The organism is Nonomuraea sp. 3-1Str (genome assembly GCF_031570565.1).
In the GTDB taxonomy this organism is placed as follows: domain Bacteria; phylum Actinomycetota; class Actinomycetes; order Streptosporangiales; family Streptosporangiaceae; genus Nonomuraea.
Genome location: NZ_JALHBK010000006.1, coordinates 99667 through 119360, shown reverse-complemented (window position 1 = coordinate 119360; position 19694 = coordinate 99667). Strand labels below are relative to the sequence as shown.

At 72.5% G+C, this 19694-nt stretch carries 14 protein-coding genes; 9 read left to right on the top strand and 5 right to left on the bottom strand.

Translation table 11 applies throughout. The annotated features are described in order from the left end of the window. Positions 1-19: 19 nt before the first annotated feature. The 6 genes from ftsZ to MTP10_RS12660 all read left to right on the top strand — a co-directional run bounded on the left by ftsZ (position 20) and on the right by MTP10_RS12660 (position 6865). The gene (gene ftsZ, locus MTP10_RS12685; RefSeq protein WP_310709319.1) at positions 20-1432 is read left to right on the top strand and encodes a cell division protein FtsZ; all 1413 of its coding nucleotides are present in this window, start codon (positions 20-22) and stop codon (positions 1430-1432) included. A gap of 435 nt (positions 1433-1867) precedes the next feature. Next, entirely contained in the window at positions 1868-2560 is a 693-nt protein-coding gene (locus tag MTP10_RS12680) for a YggS family pyridoxal phosphate-dependent enzyme (RefSeq protein ID WP_310709318.1), read from the top strand. Positions 2561-2699: 139 nt separating this feature from the next. Next, complete coding sequence (locus tag MTP10_RS12675) at positions 2700-3200, top strand: cell division protein SepF (protein ID WP_175588709.1); 501 nt, start codon at positions 2700-2702, stop codon at positions 3198-3200. 80 nt (positions 3201-3280) lie between these two features. After that, complete coding sequence (locus MTP10_RS12670; protein ID WP_310709317.1) at positions 3281-3571, top strand: YggT family protein; 291 nt, start codon at positions 3281-3283, stop codon at positions 3569-3571. Between the two features lie 108 nt (positions 3572-3679). Next, positions 3680-4552, top strand: coding sequence for a DivIVA domain-containing protein (locus MTP10_RS12665; RefSeq protein WP_310709316.1), 873 nt, complete (start codon positions 3680-3682; stop codon positions 4550-4552). A 42-nt stretch (positions 4553-4594) separates the two neighbouring features. After that, the gene (locus MTP10_RS12660) at positions 4595-6865 is read left to right on the top strand and encodes a hypothetical protein (RefSeq protein ID WP_310709315.1); all 2271 of its coding nucleotides are present in this window, start codon (positions 4595-4597) and stop codon (positions 6863-6865) included. Positions 6866-7010: 145 nt separating this feature from the next. Here the strand turns inward: MTP10_RS12660 and MTP10_RS12655 are convergent, their stop codons facing one another. Together MTP10_RS12655 and ileS are read right to left on the bottom strand one after the other, a co-directional pair. Next, the gene (locus MTP10_RS12655; RefSeq protein WP_310709314.1) at positions 7011-8561 is read right to left on the bottom strand and encodes a carboxylesterase family protein; all 1551 of its coding nucleotides are present in this window, start codon (positions 8559-8561) and stop codon (positions 7011-7013) included. A 225-nt stretch (positions 8562-8786) separates the two neighbouring features. Then, the gene (gene ileS, locus MTP10_RS12650) at positions 8787-11933 is read right to left on the bottom strand and encodes an isoleucine--tRNA ligase (protein ID WP_310709313.1); all 3147 of its coding nucleotides are present in this window, start codon (positions 11931-11933) and stop codon (positions 8787-8789) included. Positions 11934-12385: 452 nt separating this feature from the next. Here ileS and MTP10_RS12645 point away from each other — a divergent pair, with 452 nt between their 5' ends. The 3 genes from MTP10_RS12645 to MTP10_RS12635 are packed head-to-tail and all read left to right on the top strand — an operon-like array spanning position 12386 to position 14264. Beyond that, positions 12386-12775, top strand: a complete 390-nt coding sequence (locus tag MTP10_RS12645; protein WP_175588704.1) for a TraR/DksA C4-type zinc finger protein — start codon at positions 12386-12388, stop codon at positions 12773-12775. Further along, positions 12739-13338, top strand: coding sequence for a signal peptidase II (gene lspA, locus MTP10_RS12640; protein ID WP_310709312.1), 600 nt, complete (start codon positions 12739-12741; stop codon positions 13336-13338). The genes MTP10_RS12645 and lspA overlap by 37 nt, the downstream gene beginning before the upstream one ends. Beyond that, complete coding sequence (locus tag MTP10_RS12635) at positions 13335-14264, top strand: RluA family pseudouridine synthase (RefSeq protein ID WP_310709311.1); 930 nt, start codon at positions 13335-13337, stop codon at positions 14262-14264. The genes lspA and MTP10_RS12635 overlap by 4 nt, the downstream gene beginning before the upstream one ends. A gap of 69 nt (positions 14265-14333) precedes the next feature. Here MTP10_RS12635 and MTP10_RS12630 read toward each other — a convergent pair whose 3' ends face one another. The 3 genes from MTP10_RS12630 to MTP10_RS12620 form a co-directional block, all read right to left on the bottom strand. Next, positions 14334-15899: a protein kinase domain-containing protein gene (locus MTP10_RS12630; RefSeq protein WP_310709310.1), complete on the bottom strand. Its 1566-nt coding sequence runs from the start codon at positions 15897-15899 to the stop codon at positions 14334-14336. A gap of 75 nt (positions 15900-15974) precedes the next feature. Further along, on the bottom strand, positions 15975-17606 hold the full coding sequence (locus MTP10_RS12625) for a serine/threonine-protein kinase (protein WP_310709309.1): 1632 nt from the start codon (positions 17604-17606) through the stop codon (positions 15975-15977). Between the two features lie 10 nt (positions 17607-17616). Beyond that, the gene (locus MTP10_RS12620) at positions 17617-19608 is read right to left on the bottom strand and encodes a serine/threonine-protein kinase (RefSeq protein ID WP_310709308.1); all 1992 of its coding nucleotides are present in this window, start codon (positions 19606-19608) and stop codon (positions 17617-17619) included. Between the last annotated feature and the right edge of the window lie 86 nt (positions 19609-19694).

Below are 19694 nucleotides of genomic sequence, written 5' to 3'. Positions count from 1 at the left end.
AGCGGAAAGGCCCCTCGTCGTGGCAGCACCGCAGAACTACCTCGCGGTCATCAAGGTTGTCGGCATCGGCGGCGGCGGAGTCAACGCCGTCAACCGGATGATCGAAGAGGGACTCAAGGGCGTCGAGTTCATCGCGATAAACACCGACGCCCAGGCGCTGCTGATGAGTGACGCCGACGTCAAACTCGACGTGGGCCGCGAGCTCACGCGCGGACTTGGCGCCGGCGCCAACCCCGACGTGGGGCGCAAGGCGGCGGAAGACCACCGTGAGGAGATCGAGGAGGTCCTCAAGGGGGCCGACATGGTCTTCGTGACGGCGGGCGAGGGCGGCGGCACCGGCACGGGCGGCGCGCCCGTCGTGGCCAACATCGCCCGCTCGCTCGGCGCCCTCACCATCGGCGTCGTCACCCGGCCGTTCAGCTTCGAGGGCCGGCGCCGCGCCATGCAGGCCGAGGCCGGCATCGAGACGCTGCGCGACGAGGTCGACACCCTCATCGTGATCCCCAACGACCGGCTGCTGTCGATCTCCGACCGTCAGGTGAGCGTGCTCGACGCGTTCAAGGCGGCCGACCAGGTGCTGCTGTCCGGTGTCCAGGGCATCACCGACCTGATCACCACGCCCGGTCTGATCAACCTGGACTTCGCCGACGTCAAGTCGGTCATGTCCGGCGCCGGCTCGGCGCTCATGGGCATCGGCCACGCGCGCGGCGACGACCGCTCGGTCGCGGCGGCCGAGATGGCCGTCTCCAGCCCGCTGCTGGAGGCCAGCATCGACGGCGCCCACGGCGTGCTGCTGTCGATCGCGGGCGGGTCGGACCTCGGCCTGTTCGAGATCAACGAGGCGGCCCAGCTCGTGTCCACGGCCGCGGCGCCCGACGCCAACATCATCTTCGGCACGGTCATCGACGACGCCCTGGGCGACGAGGTGCGGGTCACCGTCATCGCCGCCGGCTTCGACGACGTGCCGCCGCCGGTGGAGAAGCTGCCGCGCCCGCAGAGCCGTCCCGCCCAGGCCGCCCCGCCGGTCTCCTCGCCGGTACGGCCCAGCGTCGCCCCGCCGACCGTGAAGGCCGAGCCCGCGCCGCGCATGGAGCCGCGCACCGAGCCCCGCATGGAGCCCCGCATGGAGGCCCGTCCGGAGCCGAGGACCGATTTCCGGCCGGAGCCGCGCCCCGAGCTGAGGGCCGAGCCGCGGCCGGAGCTCAGGGCCGAGCCGGTGCGACCCGTGGAGAGCGTCCCCGAGCCCGCTCCCGACCCCGAGCCGGTCGTGGCCGAGGAGCCGCCGAGCCCCGTGTCGATCCCGCGCCCCACGCCCGAGCCGGCCAACCCGCCCACCCCGATCAGCTCCCGCATGTCGGAGCCGGCCAAGCGCCGACCGGTCGTCTTCGAGGAGCAGGAGGAGGAGCTCGACGTCCCCGACTTCCTGAAGTGACCGTCGTGCCCTCGCCGCTCCGCTCCCGCTCCAGGGGTACGGCGGAGCGGCGCCGCTGTGTGCGGGGGCGCCTCGGCGCCTCGGGGCGCACAGCGCCGCGCCGGCCGTACAGGACGGTGATCGGCCCGGTCGGCGGGCCCGGACGGGCGCGCGGCATGATGGGATCCGGCGGAACGGGGTCCGGCGGGAAGCCGCGAAGGCGCCGTCACGGCGGCCCCCGGCGGCGGCGCCCGGTACTCGGGCGACGGCTGCCGGTGGAGGGTGTCGACGGCGGCCCATGACGGCGGCTTCTGACGGCAGCTCTTGACAGTGGGCCGGTATGGCGGGCGGGTGTGGCGGCCGTGGGCCGGGACCGCGGGAGCCGGGCGGCGTGACTGAGGCGGGACGAGCGGGGCAGTCCTCGGCAGGGCGGTCCTCAGGGGAGGGGCAGGCGCGATGAGGCGGGACGAGATCGCGGCCGGGTTGGCCGACGTGGAGCGGCGCATCGCGGACGCGTGCCGGGCGGCCGGCCGCGACCGCGGCGAGGTGACGCTGATCGCCGTCACCAAGACGCGTCCCGCCGAGGACGTCCGGATCCTGGCCGGGCTGGGCGTGCGCGAGGTCGGCGAGAACCGCGACCAGGAGGCCGCGCCCAAGGCGCGCGAGCTGGCCGCCCTCGGGCTGACCTGGCACTTCGTCGGCCAGCTCCAGAGCAACAAGGTGCGCTCCGTCGCCGGCTACGCCGACGTGATCCACTCCGTCGACCGGATCCGCCTGGCCGCCGCCATCGACAAGGAGGCCGGGCGGCAGGGCCGGGAGATCGGCTGCCTCGTCCAGGTGTCCCTCGACGACGACCCGGCCAGGGGCGGCGCCGCCCCGGCCGACGTTCCGGCGCTGGCCGACCGGATCGCCGCGCTCGACCACGTCTGGCTCGGCGGCGTCATGGCCGTGGCGCCGCTGGGGGAGGACCCGGGCAAGGCGTTCGCGCGGCTGCGGGAGGTCGCGCTGGCCGTTCAGGAGCGCCACCCGCGCGCCACCATGATCTCGGCGGGCATGAGCGAGGATCTGACCGAGGCCGTCGCGCACGGCGCGACACACGTGCGGATCGGTACGGCGTTGCTCGGCCGTCGCAAGCCCTTCGTCAGGTAATGTCCCCTCAAGTGGGCCTTCAGGCCCGCGCATCCAGTAGAGGTCGATCAGCGGTGAGCTTCAAGGGGGTACGGCTACCGCCTCGGGCGCTGCGACAGGCCCGAGCGAGTGCGACCATGAGCAGGAGGACGACGTAGCGATGGCCGGCGCGATGCGCAAGATGGCGGTCTACCTCGGTCTCGTGGAGGACGACCGTTACGAGAGGTACGACACCTACCCGGACGAGTACGCCTACGAGGACGAGGCCCCCCGCACCGGCGAGGAGCGGCCCGTGACGGTCCAGGACCGCGACGAGGAGACCGACCCCGGCGTCCCCGCGCCCCGGCCCGCCACGACCGTCCTGGAGCGCCGCACGACCGATCTGGCCCGCATCACCACGCTCCACCCCCGCACCTACAACGAGGCCCGGACCATCGGCGAGCACTTCCGCGACGGCACCCCGGTCATCATGAACCTGACCGAGATGGTTGACAGCGACGCCAAGCGGCTGGTCGATTTCGCGGCAGGTCTGGTCTTTGGCCTACACGGCAACATCGAACGTGTTACCAACAAGGTGTTCCTGTTGTCCCCAGCCAATGTCGAGGTGACCGCCGAGGACAAGGCCCGAATCGCGGAACGCGGGTTCTTCAACCAGAGTTAGAGTCTCTGTATGCCTATCGCACCCAACCGGGTCTCGCCGAGGCCGGAAGGGCACATCAGAAGGGGAGGCGCGGCCAGCCCGTGGGGATCGTAAGTCAGATCTTGGTCGTCGTCCTGTCGCTCTACCTGGTGCTGCTCATCGGCAGGATGATCTTCGAGACGGTTCAGGCCTTCGCCCGCCAGTGGCGCCCCTCCGGGGTCGTGCTGGTGCTGGCCGAAGCCACGTACACCGCAACAGACCCACCCCTCAAGTTCCTCCGCCGTTTCATTCCTCCGCTCCGGTTGGGTACGGTGGCCTTTGACCTAAGCTTCACAGTCCTCTTCATCGTCGTCCTGCTCCTGATCCAGATCGTTGGATGGATAGGCCGGTGACGGGGACTGCGGGGGCACCGGTCGAGATCCAACTCGTGTCCGCGCTGAAGTGATTCGGAATCCCCGTCCCTCCGGACAGACTCCAAGCGCGCCAAGGAGACCAAAAAGATGCCGCTGACGCCCGCTGACGTGCGGAACAAGCAGTTCAGTACCACCCGGTTGCGGCCGGGCTACGACGAAGAGGAGGTCGACGCCTTCCTCGACGAGGTCGAGGCTGAGCTTGACCGCCTGATCCAGGAGAACGAGGAGCTGCGCGCCAAACTGGGCGAGTGCCTGCGCGGGAAGGTGCCGGGCGGCATGAACATGCCCATGGCCTCCGCGCCGGTGCAGGAGCAGCCGAAGCCCGAGATGATGGCGCCCCCGCAGCCCGAGCCCATGCGGGCTCCGGAGCCGCAGCCTCAGCCCCAGCCCGTCCCCGTGGCCATGAGCATGCCTCCGGCCGAGGACAACATGGACACGGCGGCCCGCGTTCTCGCCCTGGCCCAGCAGACCGCCGACCAGGCGATCTCCGACGCGCGCCGCGAGGCCGACGAGACCGTCACCCGCGCCCGCCGCGAGGCCGACGAGATCCTCACCAAGGCCCGCCGCCAGGCCGAGCAGGTCATCGGTGACGCCCGCGCCCGCGCCGAGACGCTGGAGCGCGACGCGCAGGAGCGCCACCGCCAGGCCATGGGCTCCCTCGTCCAGACCCGTGACGAGCTGGAGCGCAAGGTCGAGGAGCTGCGTAGCTTCGAGCGCGAGTACCGCAGCCGCCTCAAGCTCTACCTGGAGAACCAGCTCGCCGAGCTCAACGTCTCCGCCGAGGGCAGCGGTGCCTTCCCGGTGATGTCGGGTGGCCCGTCGGCCGCGGCTCCGGCCATGTCCCACGCGGTGCCGCAGGGTGGCCAGCAGCCTCTCCCCGCTGGTCCGAGCCCGTTCGGCGGTGACGGCCCGCAGGGTGCCTTCCCCGGTGGCGACGGTCAGCACAACGACCGCCGGTAAAGTAACGGGTCAACCAGGCCCGTCACTTCGAAAGAGCCCTCTGTGATCCTTATCAGCGCTGGTTTGGTGCTCGCGGCGGTCGTCTTGCTGATCGCGGGCTTCGTACTGGCCAAGGTTTACCTGATCATGTGGTCCATCGTGGTCAGCGTGCTGTCCGCGCTGTTCCTGGTGATCGGGGCGTTCCTGCGGCGTCACGAGCTGTTTCCCAGTGGTGGGCGGGCCGCCGAGCCGGCCGTCCCTCCGGTGGGTCACGTGCCGCCCGGCATGCCGTACGGCCAGACCGGCCCGGTGGGAGCGCCGCAGACCAGTCCGATGGGAGCGTCGCCGTCCCCGCGTCCGCGGGTACCGCAGCAGACGGCGACCGTCCCCGCGGCCGCCCCGCGCCGCACACCGGCGATGGGGGTCTCCCCGGACGCCCTCGTCCTGGTGATCCCGGGACGCAAGCGCTACCACGTTCCGGGGTGCCGCCAGCTGGTCGGGCGAGATCACGAAGAGCTCACCTACGAGGAGGCGCGCGAGGAGGGCTTCACGCCCTGCACGACGTGCCTGCCCGACGCCGCCCTCGGCGGACGGCAGCTGCCGCCCGTCGCCGATCCCGAGCCCGCGGCATCCCCCTCTTTCCCGGCTTCGACCGGTCCCGCGGCTTCCAAGGCTCCCTCGGCTTCCAAGACTCCCTCGGCCTCCAAGGCCCCCTCGGCTCCGGCCGGGGTCTCCACGGGCAGCCGTGCCGAGTCGGCCGATCCCGACGAGCCCTCCGAGGCTTCCGAGCCGTCCGAGACCACGCGGATCCTGCGCCCACCGGCTCCCACCGGCACGGGCCGTCCCCCCGCCGCGCCGAAGCCCGCCTCCAAGGCTTCCACCCCCACCTCGGAGCCGTCGGCCAAGCCCGGCCCGGACCCCACGTCCCGCCCCGGCACCGACCGTGCCTCCCAGCCCTCCGGATCCAAGTCCGGTGCGGGGACGACCTCCAAGCCCGGCTCGGGCTCCTCCTCTTCCCCGCCCTACGCGTGGTTCGCCCGCCCCGAGTCCACGGACGAGGACACGGCCGACGGGGACACGGCCGGCGGGGACACCGCTGACCGGGACACCGCCGGCGGCGACACGAAGGGCGCGCCCGGCAAGGGGCCGACCGGCAAGGACGCGACCGGCAAGGACGCGACCGGTAAGACCGTGACTGGCAAGGACGCGACTGGCCAGGGCGCCGCCGAGCGGACGCCGGCCGCCGCTCCCGGAGCGGACTCCGGTGACGACGAGGCGGACGACCAGCAGACTTCACCCTCCATCGCCTTCACACCCGCCGCGCGCGGCCCCAAGGCGCCGCCCGCCAAGCCGGCCGCGGCCGGTTCCCGGCCCGCCGATTCGCGACCCGGAGATGCCCGGGCTCCCGAGCCCGTCCGTCCCGCCACGGGCGCCGAGGCCAAGGAGCCCACGCTTGAGCGCCCTGCAGGGGCGGACGGGCCTTCGCAGCGCGCGAAGGGTGCCGAGGCCGGGGACGACGAGCAGGGTCCGGAGACGAGGCCGCAGCGCGCCTTGTCCGCCACGGGTGAGCCGGTCGAGCGACCTGCCGGGAAGGCCGGGTCGCGTGAGCGCGATGTCGTTCCCGAGCGTCCCGCGTCGGCGGCGGAGTCCTCGGCCAAGCCGAGCGGCCCCCTCCCGACCGGTGCCGAGCCGACCCCGGAGAGCGGGGCCGACGCGGGCGACACGGTCGTGGTCACCCCTCCCGGTGCGGGGGACACGGTCGTGGTCACCCCTCCCGGTGCGGGAACGCGTTCAGGGGAGGGGGTCGACCGCAAGGGCGCCACGTCCGGCGATCGTCCCGGCGAGGGCCAGTCCGGGGCCGCGGGCAAGACGTCCGGATCATCGAGCATGAAGTCCGGGACGTCCGCTGGGACGTCCGGAGCTGCGGGCAAGACGTCCGGGGCGTCCGCTGGGACGTCCGGAGCCGCGGGCAAGACGTCCAGGGACCCGGGCGGGGCGTCCGGCGCTTCCGCAGGGGCGGGTGCCGGCGACGGGAAGACCGGCGGCGGGAAGGCGGCCGGGCCGGGCGGCGGCTCCAAGCAGGGCAAGGCCGCTCCGGCCGCGTCAGGCGACGCCTCCGCCGAGGAGCCGGCCGCTGATCCCAAGGGTGCGGCCGGGAAGGGCTCGACCACGGTCAGGGTGATCGAGGGCACGAGCCGCTACCACGCCACCGCCTGCCCTCTGGTGCGCGCCGCGGGCGACAGCGGCGTCCGGACCATGACTCTCGCCGAGGCCGAGAAGGACGGCCTGACGAGCTGCTCGGTCTGCCGCCAGGACAGCGACGCCACCTCCTAGACCCGCCCGTCCTGGGCCCCTCGACTTCATGGGCGCGTACCTTTCGGCCTCGCCGCTGCTTCATCCCTCGTGGCCGTAAGAGGGTCGGGGCCGCCCGGCCCCCGGCGCGCACCGCGCCCGCCGGAGGCCGTGATCGTGCTGCCGGTCAGCTCGGGTTGAGATCGTTCTTCCAGATCTCCCGCTCGTCGCGGCGCGGGTCGTGGACGATGACGTTGTTCGGCGTGTTGTCGCGGTAGAAGGTCATCACCGGGCGTTCGGTGGTGTTGTAGGGAGCCCACTGGCCGAGCTCGCCGGTCTTGACGAACTCGACCCAGCGTCCGTGCAGAGCGTCCGCGAGAGCCTGGGGCGGGTTGGGGCCGGTGAACTCCGCGCTGTGGGGGTTGTCGAGCGTGTCCCACGCGAAGGGGAGCGGCAGGCTGTGACAGGCGCCGAGCTTGACGCGGAGGTTGTTGGGAGTGGTGGGTGACCGCCAGCCGAACTCGAAGACGTGGGTGGTGGCGGGCGCGTCGCTGCGGGCCTCGGCGATGCGGTAGGTGGGGATGCGGAACATGCGGTCGGTCAGCGTCGCGCAGGCGACGCCGGAGGGGGCGTTGCGGAGGTACGGCTCGACGTTGGTCTCGGCGTAGCGGTCATAGAAGCCGGCCGGGGCGCCGTAGACCTCGGTCCTGGTCCTGAACGGCGCCGCGCCGGGCCAGCCCACCATGGCCGTGGGAACCACGAAGGTCCTGAACTCCTCGGCCGTGGTGCCGATCAGCAGCGGCACGTCAGCGCCCCGGCCGTCGGCGATGGCGTCGATCGGCAGTCGCGGAACCACCTCGCCGTCGATCACCGGCATGAACGACATGCCGCACGAGGCGATGGTGCTCGCCCCGTACAGCTCGGGGTCGGCGCTGGAGGTGACGTCGTCGCTCACCTGACCCTGCGCCGTCATCAGGGCGGCGATGCCCACCTCGGCGAGCGCCCGGGCGGTCGGCTGCACACCCAGCCGGGTGGCGACGGCGGCGGTGAGAAGGGCGGCGTCCTGGAGGGTCTGGCCGATGTGCGCCGTGCCGCTTTCGACGATGGCCTGGTGGAACAGCTCCCGGCCGAGGGAGAGCAGGGTCAGCACGCTCATCGCGCCGGCGGACTCGCCTGCCACGGTGATGTTGCCCGGGTCGCCGCCGAAGCCGGCGATGTTGTCCCGCACCCACTCCAACGCGAAGATCTGGTCGAGCAGGCCGCGGTTGGCCGGGACGGGAGCGTCCTCGATGTAGGCGAAGCCGTCCACTCCGAGGCGGTAGTTGATGGTGACGCAGACGACGCCGTCGCGGGCGAAGGTGGCGCCGTCGTAGGTCGTCACCGCGGAGGAGCCGGTGGTGAAGGCGCCGCCGTGGATCCACACCAGCACCGGCATGGCGGCGCCGGGGCTTGTGGCGCTGGTCCACACGTTGAGGTTGAGGTAACCGTCCCCGGGGACGACCGGGTTGTGGAACAGCTCGCCGAGCTTCCCCTTGAGCGGCGGCTGCGGCGGGGTCGGTCCGAACTCGTGAGCCGGCAGCGGCGCGTCCCACGGCCGGGGCGGCACGGGCGCGGCGAACCGGTTCGGCCCGACGGGAGCGGCGGCGTAGGGAATCCCGCGGAAGGACGCGATCCCGTTCTCGATCAGCCCCGATACCGGGCCGTAGGCGGTCGGGATCTCGACGGTGGTGGGCGACATGGCACTCCTCGGCCGGTACAGGGCGGCATACGCTCGTACAGGGCCGGCAGTCCCCCCGGAGCACCGTCCAGGCCGCGAGCCGCGGCCGGACACCACACCATTACCCAGAGTGACGACTGTTCATCTCGGAGTGCCGGAACCGACGATCTGAAGACCTCACCCGAGGCCGGCACGCGGAGAGGCGGGACACCCCGGCAAGGATGTCCCGCCTCTCGCGTCGCCGGCTCAGGCGCGGGTCAGCTGGAACCTCAGGCCCAGGTCCGCGTCCTCGTGCACCGGCAGGCCGTCCTGTGCCCCCTCCGTGAGGGACGTGGCCAGCACCTCGTCCGCCACCAGCGACCCGCCCGACTCCAGGGCGGCCGTCAGGTCGGCGTTCGAGGACGTCCACCACAGCGTGATCCGGTCCGTGATCGACAGGCCCGACGCCTTGCGGGCCTCCTGCACCAGGCGGATGACCTCACGCACCAGCCCGGCCCGGCGCAGCTCGTCCGTGAGCTCCAGGTCGAGGGCGACCGTCTCACCCGTGCCGGTGTCGATGGCGCCCGTCTCGACCGCCCAGCCGGAGCGCGGCTGCTCGGTGACGATCACGTCGTCGGGGCCGAGTGTGACCTCGCCCAGCTCGCCCGCCTCCAGCGTGACCGTGCCGCCGCCCCGCAGTGTGCGGGCCAGCGACGCGGCGTCGGCGCCGCCGACGGCCGCGGCCACCACCTTGGTCTGCGAGCCGAACCGCTTGCCGAGCGCCCGGAAGTTCGGCTTCACCGTGTACGACACGAGGTCGGCGCTGAAGCCGGACATGTCCTCCAGGGCCTGGACGTTCAGCTCGTCGGCGATGAGGTCGCGCAGCTCGGCCGGGAGCGCCGGCCAGCCGTGCGCCCCGACCAGCGCCCGTCGCAGCGGCTGCCGCGTCTTGACGCCCGAGGACGCGCGGGCCGAGCGGCCCAGCTCCACCAGCCGGCGGACCAGCGCCATCTGCTCCGACAGCGCCGGGTCCAGCAGGTCCTCACGGGTGACCGGCCACGAGGCCAGGTGCACGGAGCTGGGCGCGTTCTCGCCGCGCAGCACGTCCCACAGGTAGTCGGTGACGAACGGGGCGATGGGCGCCATCAGCCGGGTGACCGTCTCCAGGCACTCGTACAGCGTCGCGAACGCGTCGTGCGACCCCTGCCAGAAGCGGCGGCGTGAGCGGCGTACGTACCAGTTGGACAGGTCGTCCAGGAAGTCGGCCAGGCGGCGGCCCGCCCGCTGCGTGTCGTACTCGTCCAGCGAGGCCGTCACGTCGGCGACCGTGCGGTGCAGCTCGGCCAGCGCCCACCGGTCGAGCAGCGGCCGCTCGGACACGGGCGGGGCCGAAGCCAGCATCGCGGGCGACCACGACTCGGCGTTGGCGTACAAGGTGAAGAACGAGGCGGTGTTCCAGTAGGTCAGCAGGACCTTCCGGACGATCTCCTCCAGCGCGTTGTGGCCGACGCGGCGCGCCGCCCACGGCGAGCCGGAGCAGGCCATGAACCAGCGCAGCGCGTCGGCGCCGTGCTCGTCCATCAGCGGGATCGGCTCCAGCACGTTGCCGAGGTGCTTGCTCATCTTGCGGCCGTCCTCGGCCAGGATGAGGCCCAGACAGAGCACGTTCTCGTACGACGACTGGCCGAACACCAGCGTGCCGACGGCCATCAGCGAGTAGAACCAGCCGCGGGTCTGGTCGGTCGCCTCGCAGATGAACTGCGCGGGGTAGACGCCCTCCGGCTTGCCGCGGGCGCCCCACTGGGCGAACGGCATGGAGCCCGAGTCGTACCAGGCGTCGATGACGTCCGGGACGCGGCGCGCCTCCGCCCCGCAGTCGGGGCAGGGGAAGGTGACGTCGTCCACGTACGGGCGGTGCGGGTCGAGCGCGGAGACGTCGCGGCCGGCGAGCGTGCCGAGCTCCTCCATCGACCCGACGCACGTGACGTGCGTGTCGTCCTCGCCGCACACCCACAGCGGCAGCGGCGTGCCCCAGTAGCGCGAGCGCGACAGCGACCAGTCGACGTTGTTGCGCAGCCACTCCCCGAACCGGCCCCACTTGATCGTGTCGGGGAACCAGTTGGTCCTGGCGTTCTCCTCCAGCATCTGGTCCTTGACCGCGGTGGTGCGGATGTACCAGGACGGGAGCGCGTAGTAGAGCAGCGGCGTGTGGCAGCGCCAGCAGTGCGGGTAGCTGTGCTCGAAGTGGCCGCCGCGGAACAGCAGGCCACGGGCCCGCAGGTCCTCGGTCAGCTCCTCGTCGGCGTCCTTGAAGAAGCGCCCGCCGACCATCGGCACGTCGTCCAGGAAGCGCCCGTCGGGGCCGATCGGGTTGACCACCGGCATGTCGTAGCGCCTGATCACCGCCAGGTCGTCGGCGCCGAACGCCGGAGCCTGGTGGACCAGGCCGGTGCCGTCCTCGACCGTCACGTACTCGCCGGTCACCACGTAGTGGGCGCCCGGGATGTCGACCAGGTCGAACGGCCGGGAGTAGGTGGTGTGCTCCAGCTCGCGGCCGGTGAAGCGGGCCACCTCGGTGGCGCCGTCGCCCAGCACCGACAGCAGCGGCTCGGCCACCACCAGCACCTCGCCGTCGGCGGTGCGCGCGGCGACGTACGTCACGTCGGGGTGGACGGCGACCGCGGTGTTGGACACCAGCGTCCACGGCGTGGTGGTCCAGATGAGCAGCGAGGCGCCCAGCTCCGCCAGCCGCCCGGAGGTGGCGGGCATGCGGACGTAGACCGAGGGGCTGGAGACGTTCTCGTAGCCGCCCGGCTGGCCCAGCTCGTGGTCGGACAGGCCGGTGCCGCAGCGCGGGCAGTACGGCGTGATGCGGAAGTCGCGGAACAGCAGGCCCTTGTCGAAGACGACCTTGAGCGACCACCAGACCGACTCGATGTACGAGGGGTCCATGGTCCGGTAGGCGGTGGACAGGTCGATCCAGTAGCCCATCCGCTCGGTCATCTGCTCGAACGCGTCGACGTGCCGCAGCACGGACTCCCGGCACTTGGCGTTGAACTCGGCGATGCCGTACGCCTCGATGTCCTTCTTGCCGGTGAGACCGAGCTCCTTCTCGATGCCGACCTCGACCGGCAGGCCGTGGCAGTCCCAGCCGGCCTTGCGGGGCACGCTGAAGCCCTGCATCGACTTGTAGCGGGGGAACAGGTCCTTGAAGACCCGGGCCTCGACGTGGTGGACGCCGGGCAGGCCGTTGGCCGTGGGCGGGCCCTCGTAGAAGACCCAGGCGGGGTTGCCGTCGTTCTGCTCGACGGAGCGCTCGAAGACCTTCCCGTCCCGCCACCGTTCGAGGACCTCGCGCTCGAGCGCGGGCAGGTCGACCTGCGCGGGAAGAGAGCGGAAACTAGGGGAAGACATCTGGGGCGCGCCTCCACGCGGTCACTGTCGGACAGGATGCGTGAAGGGACGAAGCCGTGCGGCTCCGCGGTACCACCCTTCTTGGCCTCGGCGAGCGAGGCCCACTTCATTGGTCTGCTGCCGGGTCTAATGAGCTCCGGGGAGCCGTTCTTCCGGCGGCTCCGGGGTGATGTCCCTCACATTCCGGGCCCCATCGACGCCTTGCAGATTCACACCATAACGCAGAGTGGAGCCCTGGTCTTCCCGGTTTCCCTGGTGAGGTGCCTGTCTCCGGTACGGAAGTCGTAAACGGCGACAAAGTTGCGGGAATGGAGTGGCTGCGGGAGGAGTTGAAAGCGCGCGGCGGGATAGTACGGGAGAGGTAATCGGGACGGCGGGTCGTTTGCCGTTCTGTTATGGGGCACCTAAGCTGCCCGCACCATTCACCGGCCTTGATCAGCATGGAGGCACCCATGGCGGCAGTCACGCAGACCACCACTCCGTCGATGTGGTCGGACGAGGAGCTGGCCGAGGTACGCGGCACGCTGCAGCGCGAGATCGACGAGCTCAACGCGGACATCCGCCGCCACGAGTCGGAGATCGCCTCCGGCGATGTGACCCAGGGAGCCGGTGACGACCAGGCGGACGCCGGCGCCAAGACGTACGAGCGCGAACGCGAGATCGCCCTTACCCTGAATGCGCGCGACCTGGTCGCGCAGAACGAACGTGCGATCGCCAGGATCGACGCAGGGACCTATGGAGTGTGCGAATCGTGCCACAAGCCGATCGGCAAGGAACGCCTGCAGGCGTTCCCGAGGGCGACGCTGTGCGTGGCCTGCAAGCAGAAGGAGGAGCGCCGGTAGCAGGACCGGCAGCGGCGGCGCCGGCGGCGAAGCGGCGCACCCGCCTCGTCGCGGTCCTCGTCGCGCTGGCCGCCGTCGTCTACGTGATCGACGTCCTCACCAAGACGGTGGTGCTGCGGGCGCTGGAGGGCAAGGCGCCGCTCGTCGTCATCCCCGACGTGCTGCAGTTCAGGGTGATCTTCAATTCCGGTGCCGCGTTCAGTCTCGGCACCGGAATGACGATAGTCTTCACCTTCATCGCCGCCGCGGTCGTGGTCGCCATCATCCGCACCGCCCGCAAGCTGCTCAGCCTGCCGTGGGCGATCGCCCTGGGCCTGCTGCTGGGCGGGGCGTTCGGCAACCTGACCGACCGGCTGCTGCGCTATCCTTCGGGTTTCGGCAGGTCCACCCAGTTCCAGGGGCACGTGGTCGACTTCATCGAGGTCCTGCCCGGCCACTTCCCGGTGATCGACTACTTCCCGGTGTTCAACGTCGCCGACTCCTCGATCGTGTGCGGCGGCATCCTGGCCGTGCTGCTGGCCTGGCGGGGTTACCAGATCGACGGATCGAGGGAGGGCAAGTGACCGAGCGGCGAAGCCTGCCCGTGCCCGACGGGCTGGAGGGCGAGCGCCTGGACGCCGCCCTGTCCCGGCTGTTCGGCTTCTCCCGTACCCGGGCGGCCGAGCTGATCGGCGCCGGCGAGGTGACGATCGACGGCCGCGAGCCCGCCAAGTCCGACCGCGTCCACGCGGGCGCCTGGCTGGAGGTCGTGCTGCCGCCTCCGGTCAGCACGCCCATGCCGGTCGCCGAGCCGGTGCCCGGCATGCGGATCGTCTACGAGGACGACGACATCGTCGTGGTCAACAAGCCGATCGGCGTGGCCGCGCACCCCACGGTCGGCTGGACCGGCCCCACGGTGATCGGCGGGCTGCTGGGGTCCGGCCACACCATCGCCACCAGCGGCGCCGCGGAGCGCCAGGGCATCGTGCACCGGCTCGACGCCAACACCACCGGCGCCATGGTCGTCGCCAAGAGCGAGCACGCCTACTCCCACCTCAAGCGCGCCTTCAAGGAGCGCACGGTCGACAAGCGCTACCACGCGCTGGTGCAGGGCCATCCCGACCCGTTCCGGGGCACGGTCGACGCCCCCATCGACCGGCATCCCTCGGGCGACGGCCGGTTCGCGGTGGTCGCGGGCGGCAAGCCGTCGGTCACCCACTACGACACGATCGAGGCGTTCCGGGCGGCGTCGCTGCTCGACATCAAGCTGGAAACGGGCCGCACCCACCAGATCCGGGTGCACATGTCCGCGCTGCGCCATCCGTGCGTGGGCGACCTGCTGTACGGAGCCGACCCGACGCTGGCCGCGCGGCTCGGGGTGGGGCGGCAGTGGCTGCACGCGGTGTCGCTCGGGTTCGAGCACCCGTCGAGCGGCGCGTGGATCTCGTTCCAGACGGACTATCCCGAGGATCTGCAGAAGGCCCTCGACCTCGTCCGCGCGGAGTCCTGAGGCCCGCCAACTCCTGAGGTCCGCCGAGTCCTGAGGCTCGCGGAGCCCTGAGGATCCCGGCGTCCGCCGTCAGGCCTTGCCGTCCTTGGCCTTCTTGACCTTCTTCGGCTTCTTGGTCCTGCCGGCGGAGCGGCCGGTGCCGACGGGGTCCACCTGGCCCGGCGTGCGCGACGAGGGCTGCTCGTCCTCCTTCCTCGACTTGGCGGGGGTCGGCTTCTTGGTGGGCTTGGCCGTCGGCTTCGTCGAAGGCTTCGTGGTCGGCTTCTTGGTGGGCTTCGTGGTCGGCTTCCTCGTGGGCTCGCGTGTCGCCCTGCCGGTCGGCCCGGTCGTCGGGCGGTGTCGCGTGGGCTCGGCCGTCGGCCGGTGCGAGGCGGGGCCGTTCGTCGGAACCGTGCCCTGCCGTGGCCCGCTGTCGGTGGGCGGGTCCGACGGCGTTCTCGTGGCGGGGTGGCTGACCGGCTCCGAGGCGGGCTTGGACGGCATCGCCGAGGTGACCACGGCCGGGGCGGTCGTGGGCGTAAGGGCGTCGCCGACCGGCCGGTTCGTCCACCAGGCGGCGCCGCCCGTGAGGACCGCCACGGCCGCGACCCCCGCGACGAGCGCCGACAGCGGTGGCCTGCGCCGCCGGACCGCCGGGTGGAACGCTGCGGACGACGGTCCGGCGACCGGCCCGTCGGGCGGCCCTGCGAGCGGCTGTGAGGGAGTCACGGGAGTGGCGGCGGCGACCGGAACGGCCGGCGTGTCACTCATGGACGAGGGGCCCGGGTCGCTCAGACCGCCCGCCGGGATGGCGACCGGGGCCGTCGGCTCCGGCACGTTGCCCGCGACGAACGCGTGCAGCCGCCACCGCGCCTCGTCCAGGCCCATCCGCTGCGCCGGGTCCTTGCGCAGCAGCCCGAGCAGCACCGGCCCGAGCGCGCCCGCGCGGGCCAGCGGCGGCGGCTCGGAGTGCATCACGGCGCCCAGCGTGGCCAGCGCGTGCGCGCGCTGGAACGGCGACTGACCTTCGACGGCCAGGTACAGGGTGACGCCCAGCGACCACAGGTCCGACTCCGGCACGGCCTGGCCGCCCGCCGCCCGCTCCGGCGCCATGAAGGCGGGTGTGCCGACGAGGATGCCCGTCCTGGTGACGGGCGCCTCGTCCTCGGTGGTGGCGATGCCGAAGTCGGTCAGCACCGCCCGGCCGTCCTCGGCGAGCAGCACGTTGTCCGGCTTGACGTCGCGGTGCAGGACGCCGGCGGTGTGCGCGGCGCGCAGCGCCTCCAGCAGTTGCAGCCCGATGTCCGCGACCCTGGCCGGTGGCAGCGGGCCCTCCTCGCGGACCAGCTCGCCCAGCGTCCGAGACCGGACGAGCTGCATGACGATCCACGGGTGGCCGTTCTCCTCCAGCACGTCGTAGACGGCCGCCACGCCGGGGTGCGCGACGCGGCCCGCGGCCCGCGCCTCCCGGAAGGTGCGCACGCTGAAGACGTCGCGCTCCGGCCCGTTGAGGTCGGGGGGCGGGTGGACCTCCTTCACGGCCACGTCGCGGCCGAGCACCTCGTCGTGGGCGTGCCAGACCGTGCCCATGCCGCCCTGGCCAATGGTCCTGAGCAGCCGGTATCGTCCACCGACCATCACCGCTGAATCGGACATGCGGGCCGACTACCCGATAAAGTCCCTCCCAAGCGCGCATCCCTGCCGATTAAAGAACAGGCCGGATAGGACCGGTCAGCGCAGGGTGAAGGTCTTGGTGAAGGTGTCGAAGAAGTGGCGGTCGCGGGCCCAGCGGGAGTCGGGCGCCTCCCAGTACAGGGCGAACGGCCGGCCGGACGCCGTGCGGAAGCCGCGGTTGACGACGTGGACGACTGTCCCGCCACGCCGCCAGGTGAACTCCCAGTCGGCCGCCGGCCGCCCGAGGTAGGTGGTGGCCCCGATGCCGATCCGGTGGTAGCCGGGGAACTCGCCCCGGCCGAGGATCTCTTTCTCCAACCCCTGCCAGTGCCGTACGGGGCCGAGCCATGGCTGGTCCGGCACCGTCCACTCCACGATGAACGCGCCGGGGGAGCCGGGGCCGCGCACGGTCACGCTGTCGCGGGTGGGGTGCTTGGTGACCTTCCACCGGGCCGGCACGGCCATCGTGAACCCGCCCGCGGAGCTCCGGTACGGGACCCAGCCCGCCGGCGCCGCCGTGGCCGTCGCCGCGGGAGTGGCCGACGGCCCGCCGGTGGGCGGATTCCTGGTGGCCGATGCCTGCGCCGTGGGGGAGTCGTCCGGCGGTCCGGCGGGTGTCGCGGTGACGGGCGGGGTCGCCCCGCCGGTCGTGGCCGTGGCGGCGGAGGGCGTGCCGTTCCCCCCGGGGAAGCCCGTCATACGGGCCGCCAGCAGCGCCCCGCCGGCGGCCAGGACCGCGACGGCGACCAGCGCGGCGGGCACGGCGAGCCGCCGCCCCACGGACGGCCGGCTCCCCGTGACGGGCACGGGAACGGGGTGACCGGGATGCACGGGGCCCGGGGGTCCGGGGCCGGCCGGATGCCCGGAAGGGGCGGCGTGGCCGGTGGCGGAGGCGATTCCGCGCAGCAGGTGCGCGGCCTCGCCCGCCGGCATCCGCGCGGCCGGGTCGCGGCGCAGCAGCCCCATGATCACCGGTGTGAGCGCGCCCGCGCGGACGGGCGGCGCCGGCTCGTCGCGCAGGATCGCGGCCACCGTGGCGGCCCAGGAGTCGCGCCGGTACGCCGGGGCGCCCTCGGCGGCGGCGTACAGCGTCGCGCCCAGCGACCACAGGTCGGACTCGGGCCGCGCGGGCTCGCCGTTGAGCCGCTCGGGCGGCATGTACGCGGGCGTGCCCACGAGCCCGCCGGTGGCGGTAAGCCCCGGCTCCGCCTCCAGCGTGGCGATGCCGAAGTCGGTCAGCACCACCCGGCCGTCGTCGGCGAGCAGCACGTTCTCCGGCTTGACGTCGCGGTGCAGGACGCCGGTCGCGTGGGCGGCGCGCAGCGCGCCGAGCACCCGCTCGCCGATGAGCGCCACCTGCTCGACCGGCAGCGGCCCCCGCTCGCCGATCGCCTGCGCCAGCGACCGGGACGGGACGAGCTGCATCACGATCCACGGCCGCCCGTCCTCCTCGACGACGTCGTGGATCACCACCACCGACGGGTGGTCGAGGCGCCCCGCCGCCCGCGCCTCCCGGATGGTGCGGCGGTTGAGGTCGGCCCGCTGGGCGTCGCCGACACCGGTGTAACGCACCTCCTTGACCGCCACCGTGCGGTCGAGGAGCCGGTCGTGGGCGCGCCAGACCACGCCCATGCCGCCCTCGCCGAGCGGCTCGATGAGGCGGTACCGGCCGCCGACCTCCCTGTCCACGCGACGCACCCTACTTGGCTGGCTTGAAGGTGGCGCAGAACCCCTCGAAGAAGTGGTAATCGGCCTTCCAGTGACTCTTCAGGGTGTGCCAGTAGATGGCGTAGGCGCGCCCGTTGTCGGTGACGAAGCCGCGGTTGCGGACCCGGGTCTTGCCCGTGTTGGTGTTCCAGGTGAAGTCCCAGTCGGCCGCGGCCTTCTGGAAGTCCACCTTCTTGATGTCGAGCTTCTTGTAGCCGCCGAAGTTGTTCTTGAGGACGGGCTCCTGCTTCTTCCAGTCCTTGTACGGGTCCGTGCCGGGCTTCTCCGCCTCCTCGATCATGAGGTACGCGTTGGAGGCACCGCCCGGGCCCTTGAACTTGACCTGCCGGCCGCCGCGGTCCCACACGTCCCAGCCCTTGGGCAGCCCGACGGAGAAGCCCAGCTTCTTGTCCTTGTACATCTTCCAGCCCTCGGGCAGCGCGTCGGCCGGGTCGGACGCCTTGGAGGAGGGCGACGAGGTGGGCGTCGGCGAGGTCGTGGCGCTGGGCGTCTCGGACGGGGACGCCGACGGGGACCCCGAGGCCGGGGGCGCGGTGCTCGCCGGGGGCGTCGCCGGCGCGGAGCCCGTGCCGGGGTCGCCGCTCTTGGGGCCGGTGGCGGGTTCGCTCACCGAGGCGGTGGACCTGCCGTCCTCGGTGCCGTCGGGAACCGAGCTCAGGCCGAGGTAGCCGCCCACGCCGGCGACGAGGACGACGACGGCCGCGGCCGCGATGACGGGGCCGAGCCTGCGGCCGCCCTCAGCGCGCGACGACGAGATCGTGGGCTCCTCCGCCTGCTCCGGCTCGGAGCTCGCCGCGGTGATCCGCACACCCGTCTCCGGCAGGTCCGGCTCACGGCCTGGGCCGCCGGACCCCGCGCCACCCGGGCCGGACGCCCGATCACGGGGTGTGGGCGTGGGCGGCGCCGCGGCAGGACCGTCCGGCACGGCCAGGTTCGGGTCGGTCGGCATGTCGTCCTCGACCGGAGCCTGCGGCTGGACCGGGGGGACCTGGCGCGAGAACCGGCCACCGGTGCGGCGCCGGGGCCGCGCGTCCGGATCGGCGTCGCGGCTGCCCGGCCCTGCCTGCGGCTGGACCGGCAGCTGCGCGGTCGCCGCGGGCATCCGCGCGGTCTGCGCCGGGGCGGGAGGCTGCTGCGGGACCGGGGGAGTGGAGACCTGGCGCAGCATCCGCGCCGTCTCCTCGTACGTGGGCCGCTGGACCGGCTCCTTGGCGAGCAGGCGGTCGATCACCTCGGCCAGCGGACCGGCGTGCGGAGCGGGGTCCGGCGGGTCGGTGAGGACGGCGTGCATGGTGGCCAGCGCCATGCCGCGCTCATGCGGCGAGCGGCCCTCCACGGCCGTGTAGAGCGTCGCGCCGAGCGACCACAGGTCGGACTCGCGCCGCGCGGGCAGGCCCTTGAGCCGCTCGGGCGCGATGAACGCCGGGGTGCCGGCCAGGCCGGTCATCGTGAGCTGCGTCTCGGTCTCCAGCGTGGCGATGCCGAAGTCGGTCAGCACGACCCTGCCGTCGTCGGCGAGCAGCACGTTCTCCGGCTTGACGTCGCGGTGCAGCACGCCCGCCTCGTGGGCCCGGTGCAGCGCCTCCAGCACGGCCAGGCCGATCTCGGCGACCCGCCTGGGCTTCAGCGGCCCGTCCTGCTTGATCACCGCGCCGAGCGAGCGCGACTCGACGAGCTGCATGACGATCCAGGGACGGTCGTCCTCCTCGATCACGTCGTGAACGACGATCACGTTGGGGTGCTCGAACCTGGCAGCCGCCCTGGCCTCACGCATCGTGCGCCGGTTGAGGAGCTGCACCTCGTCGCCCAGAGCGGCGGCGTAGCGGACCTCCTTGACGGCGACCTCCCGGTCCAGGAGCTCGTCATACGCCCGCCACACGATCCCCATGCCGCCCTTGCCGATGGGTTCCTGCAACTGGTACCGGCCGGCGATGCGGCGTCCATCCCGTTTACGATCCGACATCAACGGCCTCAAACCCTCCCTCTAGGCCAAGAAATACTCCCATAGCCAGGGATCAACGGCGACTCGCCTGAAGGACAGTCCGTCAT